Source organism: Inquilinus sp. CA228, assembly GCF_052078665.1.
GTDB lineage: Bacteria > Pseudomonadota > Alphaproteobacteria > DSM-16000 > Inquilinaceae > Inquilinus.
Map to the genome: position 1 here is coordinate 1 of NZ_JBQJIK010000125.1, position 15,067 is coordinate 15,067.

Consider the following 15,067-nt stretch of genomic DNA (forward strand, 5'->3'; position numbering starts at 1 on the left):
ATCCTTCACCCCTGGCCGCAAGCTCGCTTCGCCGTCAAACACCCAAGGTAGGAGCCGTATGCCTTAATCGGGCACGTACGGATCTGTGCGGGGGGCGCCCAGCAATGGGCGTCCCTACCGCGATCCGAATTCGCCCATGGCAACTTGCCACGTGGAATGACGCAAAAATTGAACCAAGTTTCGGATGCGGAGATAGCATTATGAACACAAAAAATCAGAACGACCTTTCAAAATTTCTGGAGGCTATCGCAAAAGCTGTCGGAAAGGACGAAGGGCAGATATTTTACGAATTTATGAAGTTGATACATCCTAGTGCACCTCATGACCAGAAAAGAATCAATATTGGTGTTCTTTCAATCAGATCTTTGTTCATTGAAGCAAAATTTAATGACAAAATTCTTGCTTGCGGCACAGGATTCTTCGTCCATACAAGCGCAGGTACCTTACTATTTACAGCTAGACACAATTTGACTGGGAGGCATCACGCAACTGGAAAGCTCCTGTCAAAAACATGTGGGCAGCCGAATAAATTGACCGTCATATATCACACAAATAATGACAGTATGATTCATGTTGATATGCCTCTATATAATACAGAAGAAATTGATAGCGAAAATTTTTTGTGGATGGAGCATCCGATTCTAGGGGACCGCGCTGATGTGGCAGCGTTACGATTCCCACTTCCGTTGCCTTCTCCGGAATTTGCCTATGACATCAAACCTGTTTCAAGTATATATGCAGAAAAGGATAGCAAGAAAATCAATCTAAACAAGGGAAACTTCCCGCTAAGGGTATCGGTTCCAGATCGTGTTAGCGTTATTGGCTTTCCATTCGCGATACGCGATGCAGGAAGTCTGCCGGTATACGCTACCGGGTTTATCGCGACCGAAATGGAAGTGCCTTACTCTAATCTTCCAATGTTTCTAATAGATAGCCGCGCCAGGAGAGGTCAGTCTGGATCTCCTGTGGTGGCGATAGTCAATGCTGGCGCATCGGTGCCAATTGATAGCGCTGAATACAAGATGGCTGCATTTGAGGGGAGCGCTTCAAGGCTTCTGGGATTGTACAGCGGAAGAGTGAATGACGAATCCGATCTCGGGTTTGTTTGGAAGACATCTCTACTGCTGGAGATGGTTGAGGACTGTGAACAGCGCATGAGCAAGGAGGCTGGCAACGAGCCGCCGGAATTGCCGAATTACGGTGATACCGAATTACGGTGAATTGAAGTGCTTTTAGCGGGCTTCCGCCGGCGTCTGGTACCAACGCTGTCACCGAACTGCGGAATTCATGCACTGTCACCGAATTTGCCACCGAATTTGCCCGGAATTTGACCGGATCTGTGCGGGAATTACGGGAATTACGGTGACACTGCACTTTTGGACTGCACCCCTGGACTGAGACAGAAGAATTAGGGTGACAGGGGCGATCGGAGGGTGAATGCCCGACAAGCCCAGGACTCCCGCACGCAGTTTTCCGGCAAACGCATGCGGTCGTCTGGTTCGGCCCTGGCCCAACAAGCGGTCAGTAACCCCAGAAGGCCGGTACCCAACGATAGCCGTTGCCGTTGACCGCCACCCGGCAGGCGGACGGGAACGGCAGGTGAGTGGCCAAGAGCGGCTCGCCGGTCGCCGCCAGCTCCCGCAACAGACGGGCGCGGACGCGGACCGCCTCCTCGGGGTCGTGTTCGAAGCCGTTGTGCCACTCGAGGTGGTCGAACCCGTGCGGGAGCACGGCGTCGCCGACGAATGTCAGGCGGTCGCCGCCGGATGCCAGGCGGACCACGCTGTGCCCAGGGGTGTGGCCGCCTGTGCGCGTGACGACCACCCCCGGCGCCACCTCGGTGTCCGCCTCAAAAATCTGCAGCTTGCTGCCGTACTGGGCCAGGAACCGCTTGGCGGCCGACCGGATCATGTCCGCCACCGGCCCCGGCATGGCGGTGCGGGAGAAATCGGGCGCCTCCCAGAACTCGGCCTCGGCGGCCGACGCGTGGATCCGTATGTCCGGACGCAGCTGATCCTTCACCCCGTCGACGAGCAGCCCGCCAACGTGGTCGAAGTGCATATGGGTGAGCACCACGTCGGTCACGGACGCAAGATCGATGCCGGCGGCCTCCAGTCGCGAGGACCACCGCCCGGTTCGCGGGAAGTTCGGGGCCTCCATCCCCAGCCCGGAGTCGATGAGGATGGTCCGGCCGCCGCTGCGAACCACGACCTCGTTCAGCGCCCAATCCATCACCTCCGGCTGCAGCCTCTCGTGCAGCCAGGCCGACCGGACGGCCGGGTCGGCGTTGGTGGCCATCGTCTCGGCTGATATCGATATCACCCCATCGCTGACCACCATGACGTCGATCTCGCCGACCCGCAGCGCGTAGCGCGACGGAACCAGCTCGTCGTGCCCCGGTCCATCGGGGTGTGAGGCGTTGTCCAGGCTCATGTCTGTCTCCTGCTGACCGCCTTACAAGCGGCACCGACGACGCTACGGTGAGGCGTGTTTGCGGTCGATTGGGTCGAGGGAGAGGGCGAGCCATACCGGGGGATAGGTTCTGTCATTCAAGTTGCGGGGCGTCGAACAGCCGACGAACTCGTCGTGACCCGGCTCGCCGATCGGTGGCCGCTTCCCATCCTTCCCGGCCGGTTGGGCGGACCGAAGGGCCTACGGGGCTCGCCATGACGGGTTGAGGGTGGGCAGCAGCTTTATGTTCCCTATTTGTTCTTGACGTGACGGCACGTCGCGTGGCATAATTCAGGCACAGTCGAACAGTCGCGCCCGCCCGGCACTGCCGTGGCGGGCTTTTTCGTGGGAGGCCGGAATGGAGGAGGGTGTTATCGCATGGGCCGTGAAGGTCGATCCGAGCGAGCGGTCGTTCGCCCAGCGCTTCACGCGGCACGGCAATGGCGGCCTCGCCACCGTCGAGGCCGGCTATGCGGAGTCCTGTTGCCGCTCCCAATCGTCCCGCCTGCTGGCCAAGGCCGAGGTCGTGGTCGCCTGCCTGGAGGAGGTCGAGCTGGACCGGCGAAAGGGCATCCCGCTGCTTCCCGTCGTCAGGCGCAAGCTGACCGCCTCGATCGCGCGGGCCCGCAAGCGCGGCGGCGTCACCGCCGAATCCGCCGCCGCCATGCCCAATCTGGAGCAGGCGGCCGAGGAGTTCCGGCGCCACCACGGGTTCGATGAGAGGGAGGCCCGGGCCGCCCCCTCACCCGGAATCAATGGCGCGATCTCTCCCCCAGGAGAGGCGAAGGGTCGCGAGCCCGTGACCGCGCCGCGCCCTGTCCTGCCGCGCTGGAAGCTGCCGCGAACCTTCCTTCGCCTGAAGAAGCGGTCGCGCTACAAGGCGCTGCATGGCGGGCGGGGGTCGGGCAAGTCGCATCTGTTCGCCGAGCTCTTGGTGCGGCGCTGCGTCCAGGAGGCGCCGGTGCGGGCGGTGTGCATCCGCGAGGTGCAGCGCTCGCTCGACCAGTCGGTCAAGCGGCTGCTCGAGGACAAGATCCAGACGCTGGGCGTCGGCGCCGAGTTCACCGTCCAGGCCGACCGCATCCTGGGACCCGAGGGCGGCCGGATCATCTTCCAGGGCATGCAGAACCACACCGCCGAGAGCATCAAGTCGCTGGAGGGCTACGACATCGCCTGGGTCGAGGAGGCCCAGTCGCTGTCGAAGCGCAGCCTCGAGCTGCTGCGCCCGACCATCCGCAAACAGGGGTCGGAGCTGTGGTTCTCGTGGAACCCGACCCGGCCGGACGACCCGGTCGATGCGCTGTTCCGCGCCGGGACGCCGCCGCCGCGGACCACGCGGATCGAGGCCAACTATCCCAAGAACCCGCGGTTCCCGAAGGTGCTGAAGGCCGAGATGGAATGGGACCGCGAGCGCGACCCGGACAAGTACCAGCATGTCTGGCTCGGCGGCTATCTGCGGGTCAGCGAGGCGCGGGTGTTCAAGAACTGGCGGGTGGAGGCGTTCGAGACCCCGGCCGATGCCCGCTTCCTGTTCGGCGCCGACTGGGGCTTCGCCCGCGACCCGACGGTGCTGGTGCGCTGCTACCGGGCCGGGCGGACGCTGTTCGTCGACCACGAGGCCTATCAGGTGGGCTGCGAGATCGACCGCACGCCGGCGCTGTTCGACACCGTGCCGGAGGCGCGGCGCTGGGCGATCATCGCCGACGGCGCCCGGCCGGAGACCATCAGCTACATGCAGCGCAACGGCTTCCCGCGGATGCGGTCGGCGCTGAAGGGGGCCGGGTCGGTCAAGGAAGGCGTCGAGTTCCTGAAGAGCTGCGACATCCTGGTGCATCCGCGCTGCCGGCACCTGGTCGACGAGCTGGCGCTGTATTCCTACCGCACCGACCCGAAGACCGGCGAGATCCTGGCCGAGCTGGAGGATCGCGAGAACCACGCCATCGACGCCCTGCGCTATGCCCTGGAAGGGCAGCGGGCCGGCAGCACCTACGATACCAGCATGCGCTGGGTGGGGTCGGCGGGACGGCGATGACGGGGGAGGGGCCGGCACGCGGATGCGCGCGAATGGGCGGTCTTTCCAGACAGGACCTCGTCATCCTCGCGGGGAGCGGGGATCTCGTCACCTTCGCACCGGCAGGAGAGTCCCGCTTTCGCGGCAATGACGACAAAGGGATGGGCCCGCCCAATCCCGTCTCTGACTGGGATCATCCCGTTCCGGACCGGTCCCGCAATTCCGATCTGATCAGGAACAATCCGATTTCATTGCGGTTTATTGCCTGCGGGAAAGCGGCATCTTGCGAAATGTCCAACAAATCCGTGTGGGGGGAAGCGCAATGGCCGATATCAGCGGCACGAACGGCAATGATTTCATTCACCGCGCCGACGACGGCACGCCGACACCGCCCGGCTACACCGAGATCGAAGGAACCGGTGACGATCCGGATACGGTCAATGCCCTGGGCGGCGACGACATCGTGTTCGCCAGCGTCGGCGCCGACACGATCAACGGCGGCGACGGCAACGATTCCCTGTCCGGGCAGGAGCAGAGCGACATCATCCACGGCGATGCCGGCAACGACACGGTGATCGGTGGAAGTGCTGCCGACCAGGTGTTCGGCGACGCCGGGGCCGACACGCTTTACGGCGATTTCGAGTTCGTCAGCGGAACGGCGAGCGCCGACACGGTCTCGGGCGGCGACGGTGACGACCGGATCTATGGCGGCGGCCTGACCGACACGCTCAGCGGCGGCAACGACAACGACGCCTTCCTGATCCGGGCGGTGAACGAGATCGACGGCCGGGCGGAATCGATGGATGGCGGCGCCGGGACCGACCGGCTCGAATTCGAAGGCGCCGGCGGCACGGTCAATCTTGCCGGCGCGATCTTCACCAGCGTCGAAGGGCTGGTCCTGAACGGACAGACCGCCACGTTGACGGCGGCCCAGATCGGCGCGTTCCTCACCATCACCGGCTCGGCCGCGGTGGACCAGATCATCCTGGCCGCGGCGGGAACGGTCGACCTGTCGAACGCCACCGTCTCCGGCATCAATGCCTTCATCGGATCGTCGGGCGACGACATTCTGGATTTCCTCGGCGTGGCCGCGGGCCAGCGGCTGGAAGGCGGGGGCGGCGTCGACCATGTGCTGGGCGGCTCCGGCGCGGACACGCTGGTCGGCGGTGCCGGCGACGACATGCTGCGCGGCCGTGCCGGAGCCGACATCCTGGACGGCGGCGACGGCTCGGATTTCGCCAATTTCCAGCAGTCCGGCGCCGCGGTGACGGTCGACCTCCTGGCCGGCAGCGGATCCGGGGGCGATGCCCAGGGGGATCAGCTCAGCAACATCGAGAACCTGTACGGATCAAGCCATGACGATCAGCTGACGGGCAACAATGACCGCAACATCATCGGCGGCGAGCTCGGCGACGACACGCTGGCGGGGAATGGCGGCAACGACTCGCTCTCGGGCGAAGGAGGGGACGACAGCCTCGACGGCGGCGACGGCAACGACCGGCTGGTCGGGGGCGACGGCATCGACACCGCCGATGGCGGGACCGGCGACGATTCCGCCGATGCGGGCGCCGGCAACGACATCGTCTCGGGCGAGGCCGGCAACGATAACCTCTATGGCGGCGCCGGCGACGATCGGCTCGACGGCGGCGACGGCAACGATATCCTCGAGGGAGCGGCCGGGGCCGATGCGCTGACCGGCGGCGCCGGCATCGACACGGCGGCCTACAGCGGTTCGGCCGAGGCGGTGACCATCAGCCTGCAGGCCGGCACCGGCACCTTCGGCGACGCCGAGGGCGATACGCTGACCGGGGTCGAGCAGGTGATCGGCTCGGCCTTCGCCGACAATCTCGGCGGCGACGCCGGCAACAACCCCCTCTGGGGCGGCGCCGGAAACGACGTGATCGCCGGCGCGGCCGGGGCCGACACGCTGAAGGGCGGCGCCGGCAACGACATCTTCGTCTACAGCAATATCGCCGAGAGCACCGTGGCCGCGTCGGGCAAGGACACGATCACGGACTTCACGACCGGCGACCGCATCGACCTCTCCGGCATCGATGCCGACGGCAACGAGGCCAATGGCGACACCGCCTTCAGCTTCGGCTCCGGCGGCTTCACCGGCACGGCGGGCGAGCTGCGGGTGGTGGATTTCGGCGACGGCCGCCAGGGCGTCTATCTCGAAACCACCGGCGACAAGACGCAGGATGCGATCATCACCGTGTACTCCGACCACGCGCTGACCGCGGCGGATTTCGTCATGTGAGGCGGCGGACGCGCACAGCACCCTCCCCCTGCCGCCCCAATCCCGGCCTCGCTTGTCGATCGGACAGACTTCCTGTCATCATCCCGGCAACGAAAACACATAATCAGGGGGAGACGATGAAGCTTCATGTCCTGGCGCTGGGCCTGATCACGGCCGGCCTGTTGGCCTCCGGCGGAGCCGAAGCCCAGACCAATGTCAAGGTCGGGGTGATGAACGACCGCTCCGGCGTCTATGCCGACATCACCGGCGAGGGCTCGGTGGTGGCAGCGCGGATGGCGGTGGAGGATTACGCCGCGGTCGACCAGGGGGTGACGGTCGAGATCGTCGCGGCCGACCACCAGAACAAGCCCGATATCGGCTCGAACATCGCCCGGCAATGGTACGACCAGGACGGCGTTGACGCGATCCTCGACACGCCGACCTCCTCGGTCGCCTTCGCGGTCAGCCAGATCACCCGCGACAAGAACAAGGTCTTCCTCAATTCCGGCGCCGGCACCTCGGACCTGACCGGCGTGCAATGCTCGCCCAACACAGTGCACTGGACCTACGACACCTGGGCCCTGGCCCATGGCACCGCCAGCGCGCTGATCGCGCAGGGCGACAACACCTGGTTCTTCATCACCGCCGACTACGCCTTCGGCCATGCGCTGGAGCGCGACGCCAGCGCCCAGGTCAAGGCCCAGGGCGGCACCGTCGCCGGCTCGGTCCGCCACCCGTTCCCGGGGCAGGACTTCGCCTCCTTCCTGCTGCAGGCCCAGGCCTCGGGCGCCAAGGTGGTGGCCTTCGCCAATGCCGGCGGCGACACCATCAACGCGATCAAGCAGGCGTCGGAGTTCGGCCTGCAGGCCGGCGGGCAGAAGCTGGCCGGCCTCCTGACCACGATCCGCGACGTCAAGACGCTGGGCCTGCCGGCGGCGCAGGGGCTGCTGCTGACCGAGGCCTTCTACTGGGACATGAACGACGGCACCCGCGCCTTCTCCAAGCGCTTCGCCGAGCGCATGGGCGGCAATCCGCCCAGCATGATCCAGGCCGGCGTCTATGCCGCGCTGACCCATTATCTGAAGGCGGTCTCCGCCACCAAGGGCAAGGACCCGGCGGCGGTGCTGGCCTGGATGAAGGCCAACCCCAGCGACGACCCGCTGTTCGGCCAGGGCCGGATCCGCGCCGACGGCCGCCACATCCACCCGATGTACCTGTTCCAGGTCAAGGCGCCGGCCGAGTCCAAGGGCGACTGGGACCTGTACTCGCTACGCGCCACCATCCCGGCCGACCAGGCCTTCCGCCCCGAGGCCGATGGCGGCTGCCCGCTGGTCAAGGGCTGAGAGGGGTGACGGAGGCGATCCAACGCGTCGGCGTCATCGGCGCCGGCACCATCGGCGCCAGCTGGGCGGCGTGTTTCCTGTCGCGCGGGCTCGAGGTCACGGTCAGCGACCCGGCGCCGGATGCCGCCGACCGGGTCGCGCGCATGATCGACGGCGCCTGGCCGGTGCTGACCGAGTTGGGCCTGGCGCCGGGGGCGGATCCCGCCCGCTGGCGCTTCGTCGCGGATCCGGCCGAGGCGGCGGCCGGATCCGACTTCGTGCAGGAGAACGCGCCCGAGCGCGACGCGGTGAAGACCGGGCTGCTGGCCCGGATCGACGCGGTGCTGCCGCCGGAGGTGGTGATCGCCACCAGCACCTCCGGCCTCAAGGTCAGCGAGATCTCGCGCCTCTGCCGCCATCCGCAGCGGGTGGTCACCGGCCATCCCTTCAACCCGCCGCATCTGGTGCCGCTGGTCGAGGTGGTCGGCGGGCGGTTCGCCAGCCGCGCCGCGGTGGAGACGGCGATGGCGTTCTACCGCCGCATCGGCAAGCACCCGATCGAGATCGCCCGGGAGGTGCCCGGCCATCTCGCCAACCGGCTGCAGGCGGCGCTGCTGCGCGAGGCGATCCATCTGGTGGCCGAGGGCGTGGCCAGCGTCGCCGATGTCGACGCCGCGATCACCGAGGGGCCGGGGCTGCGCTGGGCGCTGATGGGGCCGCACGCCACCTTCCATTTGGCCGGCGGCGAGGGCGGCATGGCCCATGCGCTCGACCACCTGATGCCGGCGATGCAGGGCTGGTGGCGCGACCTCGGCACGCCGGAGATGACCGATGCCGTCCGCGCCGCGCTGGTCGAGGGCGTGGCGCAGGAGACCGGCGGCCGGTCGACGGCGGAGCTGGCGCAGGCTCGCGACGCCGCCCTGGTCCGGCTGCTGCAGGCGCGCCGGGACGGGTGAATCTTGCCCGGAGAGCAATGTTTCGATTGCTGGACGGCGAGGCCGGCCGCGATGCTCCGCTTCGCTTCAGTCGAGGATCCCTTTGATGATCGTCAGCCCCACCGGCCTGGCCGGCCTTGCCCTGATCGCGCTCGGCATGGTCTGCACCCCCGGGCCGAACATGATCTACCTGCTGTCGCGCTCGATCCTGCAGGGCCGTCTGGCCGGGGTGATCTCGCTGGCCGGCGTGGTGCTCGGCTTCCTGTGCTACATGCTGGCGACCGCGCTCGGCCTCACCGCCCTGATGCTGGCCGTGCCGCTGGCCTATGAGGCGGTGAAATGGGCCGGCGCGCTGTACCTGCTGTGGATGGCCTGGACCTCGGTGCGCCCCGGGGCCGGCTCGGCGCTGCAGCCGCGGCGCGACCTCAAGGTCGACCGCCCGGGCAAGCTGTTCGCCATGGGCTTACTGACCAGCCTGCTGAACCCGAAGATCGCGATCTTCTACGTCTCGCTGCTGCCGCAGTTCATCGACCCCGATCGCGGCCGGGTGCTGGCGCAGAGCGTGGTGCTGGGCGCGACCCAGGTGGCGATCAGCTTCACCGTCAACCTGCTGATCGTGCTGGCCGCCGGCGGCATCGCCGCCTGGTTCGCGGCGCGGCCGACCTGGCTGCAGGTGCAGCGCTGGGTGATGGGCGGCCTGCTGGCCGGCTTCGCCGTGCGCCTCGCCTTCGACAAGCGCCCGGTCTGAGCCGGAGGGCGACACCGGCGCCGCCGCCGCTATACTGCGGCCCGACCGGACAGACGGATCCCGCTTCAGCATGGCGACCCGCCCCGACACCGGCGACGGCCCGCCGGCCGCGACCCTACGGATTGCCACCGGCTCGATGATGGCGGTCGGGTCGATGCTGTCGGTGCAGTTCGGCTACGCCCTGGCCGCGCCGACCATGGCGGTCTTCGGCCCGCTGGGCACCAACTGGCTGCGGCTGGCCTGGGCGGCGGCGCTGCTGGCGCTGATCGTCCGGCCGCGGCTTCTGTCCTACGACCGGCGGCAATGGACCGCCGCGGTGCTGCTGGGCCTGGCGAGCGGCGTCATGACGCTGTGCTATTTCCAGGCGGTGGCGCGGATCCCTCTGGGGCTGGCAACGGCGATCAACTTCCTGGGCCCGCTCGGCGTCGCCGCCTTCGGTCTGCGCCGGGCGCGGCAGGCGGTCTGGCCGGTGCTGGCGCTGGTGGGCGTGGTGCTGCTGGTGCATGACGGCACCGACTGGGCGGTCGACCCCGTCGGCGCCGGCTTCGCCCTCGCCGCCGCCTGCGGCTGGGCCGCCTACATCGTCCTGACCAAGCGGGTCGGCGAGGCCTTTCCGGGGATGGAGGGGCTGTCGATGTCCCTGATCGTGGCGGCGCTGGTGGCGACACCCTGGGGCCTGGCCGAAAGCGGCGGCGCCATCCCGCCGCCGGTCCTGGCGGTCACCGCCGGGCTGGCGGTGCTGATGCTGCTGCCCTATGTGCTGGAGATGATGGCGCTGCGCCGCATGCCGGTGCGGCCCTTCGGCATCCTGATGAGCGCGGAGCCAGCGATCGGCACGCTGATCGGCTTTGCCGTGCTGAGCCAGTCGCTGAGCCTCGCCCAACTGGCCGGCATCGCCCTGGTCACGATCGCCAGCCTGGGCGCCGTGGCGGGGAAATAGGGCGGGGGCCGATGTCCTTGGACCGTGGGCAACTCAGACCGTGATGAAGCCTTCAGTCCATTGATCCTTGTCCAGGGGGTATGGGCAGATCTCGAAGCCGTAAGGATAGTCCCGGAAGCCAGGTTGGTCGGCGACCCGCTCGATCGCCGCCCGGGCGGCGGCTTCCGTCCGATACACACCGATCAGCTTGTCGTCGTCGTGGTCGTTCAGCTCGTGCGTGTGCCAGACGAGATACACCTTGTCCACGGAGGGGCTCCCACTCAGACATGACCCGCCCAGGCCGGTTTCAGCATCGGGTACAGGGCGCGGAAGCGCTCGACCTTCTGGGCGTAGCGCTCGGCCAGCGCCGCGTCCGGCTCGACCACGCGCGCGGTCTGCGGCCGGATGCAGACGGCTTCCGGCGCCTCGCCGGTGGTGGCCAGGCGGCCCAGGCGGGCGGCGCCGAAGGCGGGGCCCAGCTCGCCGCCCGCCGGGTAGTGCAGCGGCCGGTTCAGCGCCGCCGCCAGGATCCGGCCCCAGAACGGGGACCGGGCGCCGCCGCCGATCACCGACACCTCGCCGATCGCGGTGCCCGCCGCGGTCAGCGCCGCCTGGCCGTCGGCGAAGGCGAAGGCCACGCCCTCCAGCAGGGCGCGGACCAGCTGCGGCCGGCCGGTCGCATGGGTCAGGCCGAGGAAGACGCCGGTCGCGGTCGGGTCGTTGTGCGGCGTGCGCTCGCCGGAGAGATAGGGCAGGAACAAGAGGTCGCCGATGTCCGGATCGGCCGCCTCGGCCTCGGCCAACAGCTCCGGCTCGGTGCCGCCCAAGAGCCGGGCCAGCCAGGACAGGGCCGAGGCGGCGCTCAGGATCACCGACATGCGATGCCAGGTGCCCGGCAGGCAGTGGCAGAAGGCGTGCACGGCCTGGGCCGGGTTGGGGGCGAAGCCGGCATCGGCGACGAACAGCACGCCGGAGGTGCCGAGCGACAGGAAGGCGTCGCCCGGGCGGATCACCCCGACCCCGGCGGCCCCGGCCGCGTTGTCGCCGGCCCCGCCGGCCACCACCGCGTCGGCCGGCACGCCCCAGGCGGCGGCAACCTCGGGCCGCAGCGTGCCGGTCGGCCGGCTGCCCTCGAACAGCTCCGGCATGGCCGAGAGCTTCAGGCCGGTGGCCGCCAGCATCGCCTCGGACCAGCGCCGGGCGCCGACATCGAGCCACAGCGTGCCGGCGGCGTCCGACATCTCGGAGGCCGCGGCGCCGGTCATGCGCAGGCGCAGATAGTCCTTCGGCAGCAGCACCCGGCGGGTGCGGGCGAAGGCGTCGGGCTCATGCGCCGCCACCCACAGCAGCTTCGGCGCGGTGAAGCCGGGCATGGCCAGGTTGCCGGTGATGGCGCGAGAGCGAGGCTCGCGCCGCTCCAGCTCGGCGCATTCGGCGGCGGCGCGGCCGTCATTCCATAGGATCGCCGGGCGAATCGGCCGGTCGGCCTGATCCAGCAGGGTGGCGCCGTGCATCTGGCCGGACAGGCCGATGCCGCGGACGCCGGACAGGGCCTGGGCGTGCCGGGCCTTGAGCGCGACCACGGCCTGGTCGGTGGCGCGCCACCACTCCTCGGGGTCCTGCTCGCTCCACAGCGGGTGCGGGCGGGAGACGGAGAGCGGCACCGCCTCCTGGTCGACCACGCGCTGGTCGCCATCGACCAGCACCACCTTGACCCCCGAGGTCCCGAGATCGATGCCGAGAAACATGCGTATCCTCCCGAATCCGGGGCCCAGGCTACGGAACCCTCTGGCCGGAGACAATGCGCGGGCTTATTCCAGGGGCATCATGGATGCGCGCGCCCTCTGGATCCTCAAGCCGGGCCAGGCCCGGATCGGCACCGAGACCCTGCCCGAGCCGGGGCCTGGCGAGGTGCGGGTCCGCGCCCGCTTCGGCGCCCTCAGCCGCGGCACCGAGGCGCTGGTGTTCCAGGGCAAGGTGCCGACCAGCCAGCACCAGGCGATGCGGGCGCCGTTCCAGGCCGGCGTGTTCCCCGGGCCGGTGAAGTACGGCTACATCAATGTCGGCACGGTCGAGGCCGGGCCGGAGGCGTTGCTGGGCCGCGACGTGTTCTGCCTGTTCCCGCACCAGACCGCCTATGTCGTGCCGGCGGCGGCGGTGACGCCGCTGCCCGAGGGCCTGCCGCCGGAGCGGGCGGTGCTGGCCGCGAACATGGAGACGGCGCTGAACGTGGTCTGGGACTCGGCGGCGCGGCCGGGCGACCGGATCGCCGTGGTCGGCGCCGGCGTGGTCGGCTGCCTGGTCGCCCGGCTGGCCGGGCGGATCCCGGGCTGCACGGTGACGCTGGTCGACACCGATTCCGGTCGGGCGGCGATCGCCGCGGCGCTCGGGGTCGGCTTCGCCGCGCCGCAGGAGGCGCCGGGCGACCAGGACCTGGTGATCCACGCCAGCGGCAGCCCCAGGGGGGCGGCGACCGCGCTCGGCCTCGCCGGGGTCGAGGCCACGGTGGTCGAGGCCAGCTGGTACGGCGACACGCCGGTGCTGCTGCCGCTCGGCGAGGCCTTCCACTCCCGGCGCCTGACCCTGCGTTCCTCCCAGGTCGGGATGGTGGCGACGGCGCAGCGGCCGCGCTGGGACTATCCCCGGCGCATGGCAAAGGCGCTGGACCTGCTGCTCGACCCGGCGCTGGACGTGCTGTTCAGCGGCGATTGCGACTTCGACGAATTGCCCGAGGTGCTGGCCCGGCTGGCGGCCGACCCCGCCGGCGCCTTGTGCCAGCGCATCCGCTACCCGGAGAAATGAGCATGTACACGGTCTCGGTCCGCGATCATTTCATGATCGCCCACAGCTTCCGCGGCGCGGTGTTCGGCCCGGCGCAGAAGCTGCACGGCGCCACCTATGTCGTCGACTTGGCCTTCCGCCGGGCGGAGCTGGACGAGGACGGCATCGTCGTCGACATCGGCCTGGCCTCGACCGCGCTGAAGACGGTGATGGACGAGCTGAACTACCGCAACCTGGACGAGGAAGCGGCCTTCGCCGGATGGAACACCACGACCGAGGTGCTGGCCCGCACCATCTTCGACCGCATCGCCGCGCGGATCGCGGCCGGCGAGCTGGGGCCGGGGGCGGCGGCGATCGAGAGCCTGGCCGTGACCCTGCACGAATCGCATGTCGCCTGGGCCTCCTATGAGGGCCGGCTGGCGCGATGAGCGAGCCGGTTGCCTTCCTGCTGCCGGGCGACCCGGAGTCGCGCACCGGCGGCTATATCTACGACAAGCGCATCGTCGAGGGGCTGCGTGGCCTCGGCCGGCGGGTGACGCTGCACCGGCTGGGGGATGGCTTTCCCTTTCCGGATGAGACCGAGGCCGCCGAAGCCGCCGCGGTGCTGCAGGCCCTGCCGGACGGGACGCTGACCGTGATCGACGGGCTGGCCTTCAGCGTGCTGCCGCGGCAGATGGCGGCCGAGGCGTCGCGGCTGCGGCTGGTGGCCCTGATCCACCACCCCTTGGCCTTCGAGAACGGGCTGAGCCCCGCGCAGCGCCGGGCGCTGGAGGCCAGTGAGCGGCAGGCGCTGGCGGCGGCGCGGCGGGTGATCGTCACCAGCCCCGGCACCGCCCGCGACCTGCACGGCTACGGCGTCGCGGCCGGGCGCATCGGCGCGGTGCTGCCCGGCACCGACCCGACCCCGCCGGCCCAGGGCTCGGGCGAGGCGGCGCCGGTGTTGCTCTGCGTCGCCACGCTGACGCCGCGCAAGGGCTATCTCGACCTCGTCGCCGCGCTGGAACGCCTCGCCGGGCTGCCCTGGCGGCTGGACTGCGCCGGCAGCCTGGAGCGCGATGCCGAGCACGCCCGGGCGGTGCTGGCGGCGGTGGAGCGCGCCGGCCTGTCCGGCCGCATCCGCTTCCTCGGCGAGATCGACGAGCCGACGCTGCTGCAGCATTACGACCGGTCCGACCTGTTCGTGCTGCCGTCGCATCACGAGGGCTACGGCATGGCCCTGGCCGAGGCCTCGGCGCGCGGCCTGCCGATCGTCAGCACCACCGGTGGCGCGATCCCGGACACGGTGCCGCCCGATGCGGGCATCCTGGTGCCGCCGGGCGATGTCGACGCGCTGACGGACGCGCTGCGCCGCCTGCTGACCGATCCGGGGGCGCGGCTGCGGCTGCGCGAGGCCGGTCTGGCGGCGCGCGCCCGGCTGCCCGGCTGGCCGGCCCAGGCGGCCGCCTTCGCGCATGAGCTGGATTTGGCGAGTTCGCCGCCGTCAGCGTAGGTTGGGTTCGCACAAGCGAACCCAACATCGCGCAGATCGAGCCAGTGTTGGGTTCGCCAACGCGAACCCAACCTACGGTGTGCCGAGCATGATCGACAGCTTGGAGGTGGAAGTCCTCTGTCCAGCCTGATGGCGGTGAAGGACTAGCGAAGCGCAAGGGCGTCGCCGTGAG

At 68.9% G+C, this 15,067-nt stretch carries 13 protein-coding genes; 10 read left to right on the plus strand and 3 right to left on the minus strand.

Annotated features, from left to right (window positions below):
- A partial coding sequence (locus ACTOWL_RS36025; RefSeq protein WP_441326128.1) for a hypothetical protein occupies positions 1-1,220 on the plus strand: 1,220 nt, incomplete at its 5' end.
- A 301-nt stretch (positions 1,221-1,521) separates the two neighbouring features.
- Here the strand turns inward: ACTOWL_RS36025 and ACTOWL_RS36030 are convergent.
- Positions 1,522-2,433, minus strand: a complete 912-nt coding sequence (locus tag ACTOWL_RS36030; RefSeq protein WP_441326129.1) for an MBL fold metallo-hydrolase — start codon at positions 2,431-2,433, stop codon at positions 1,522-1,524.
- A gap of 376 nt (positions 2,434-2,809) precedes the next feature.
- Here ACTOWL_RS36030 and ACTOWL_RS36035 point away from each other — a divergent pair, with 376 nt between their 5' ends.
- The 6 genes from ACTOWL_RS36035 (at position 2,810) to ACTOWL_RS36060 (ending at position 10,646) form a co-directional block, all read left to right on the plus strand.
- Positions 2,810-4,483, plus strand: a complete 1,674-nt coding sequence (locus ACTOWL_RS36035) for a PBSX family phage terminase large subunit (protein ID WP_441326130.1) — start codon at positions 2,810-2,812, stop codon at positions 4,481-4,483.
- A gap of 301 nt (positions 4,484-4,784) precedes the next feature.
- A complete protein-coding gene (locus ACTOWL_RS36040; RefSeq protein ID WP_441326131.1) occupies positions 4,785-6,722 on the plus strand; it encodes a hypothetical protein in 1,938 nt (645 codons plus the stop codon).
- 116 nt (positions 6,723-6,838) lie between these two features.
- Positions 6,839-8,044 (plus strand): ABC transporter substrate-binding protein, encoded by a 1,206-nt coding sequence (locus ACTOWL_RS36045; RefSeq protein ID WP_441326132.1) that lies wholly within the window; start codon positions 6,839-6,841, stop codon positions 8,042-8,044.
- 5 nt (positions 8,045-8,049) lie between these two features.
- Positions 8,050-8,979: a 3-hydroxyacyl-CoA dehydrogenase NAD-binding domain-containing protein gene (locus tag ACTOWL_RS36050; RefSeq protein WP_441326133.1), complete on the plus strand. Its 930-nt coding sequence runs from the start codon at positions 8,050-8,052 to the stop codon at positions 8,977-8,979.
- A gap of 85 nt (positions 8,980-9,064) precedes the next feature.
- Entirely contained in the window at positions 9,065-9,706 is a 642-nt protein-coding gene (locus ACTOWL_RS36055) for a LysE family translocator (RefSeq protein ID WP_441326134.1), read from the plus strand.
- Positions 9,707-9,776: 70 nt separating this feature from the next.
- Positions 9,777-10,646, plus strand: a complete 870-nt coding sequence (locus tag ACTOWL_RS36060) for an EamA family transporter (RefSeq protein ID WP_441326135.1) — start codon at positions 9,777-9,779, stop codon at positions 10,644-10,646.
- A gap of 33 nt (positions 10,647-10,679) precedes the next feature.
- Here the strand turns inward: ACTOWL_RS36060 and ACTOWL_RS36065 are convergent, their stop codons facing one another.
- Positions 10,680-10,892, minus strand: a complete 213-nt coding sequence (locus ACTOWL_RS36065; protein WP_441326136.1) for a DUF7336 domain-containing protein — start codon at positions 10,890-10,892, stop codon at positions 10,680-10,682.
- Between the two features lie 14 nt (positions 10,893-10,906).
- Positions 10,907-12,373 (minus strand): xylulokinase, encoded by a 1,467-nt coding sequence (gene xylB / locus ACTOWL_RS36070; protein ID WP_441326137.1) that lies wholly within the window; start codon positions 12,371-12,373, stop codon positions 10,907-10,909.
- A 79-nt stretch (positions 12,374-12,452) separates the two neighbouring features.
- On the opposite strand from xylB, the gene ACTOWL_RS36075 reads away from it, so the two are divergent.
- From ACTOWL_RS36075 to ACTOWL_RS36085, 3 genes are read left to right on the plus strand one after another with little or no spacing between them, the layout of a single operon-like run.
- Complete coding sequence (locus tag ACTOWL_RS36075; protein ID WP_441326138.1) at positions 12,453-13,427, plus strand: zinc-dependent alcohol dehydrogenase; 975 nt, start codon at positions 12,453-12,455, stop codon at positions 13,425-13,427.
- A gap of 2 nt (positions 13,428-13,429) precedes the next feature.
- Positions 13,430-13,834 carry a 6-pyruvoyl trahydropterin synthase family protein gene (locus tag ACTOWL_RS36080; RefSeq protein WP_441326139.1) on the plus strand — a complete coding sequence of 135 codons (405 nt, stop codon included), beginning with the start codon at positions 13,430-13,432 and terminating at the stop codon, positions 13,832-13,834.
- On the plus strand, positions 13,831-14,895 hold the full coding sequence (locus ACTOWL_RS36085) for a glycosyltransferase family 4 protein (RefSeq protein ID WP_441326140.1): 1,065 nt from the start codon (positions 13,831-13,833) through the stop codon (positions 14,893-14,895). The genes ACTOWL_RS36080 and ACTOWL_RS36085 overlap by 4 nt, the downstream gene beginning before the upstream one ends.
- Positions 14,896-15,067: the final 172 nt, after the last annotated feature.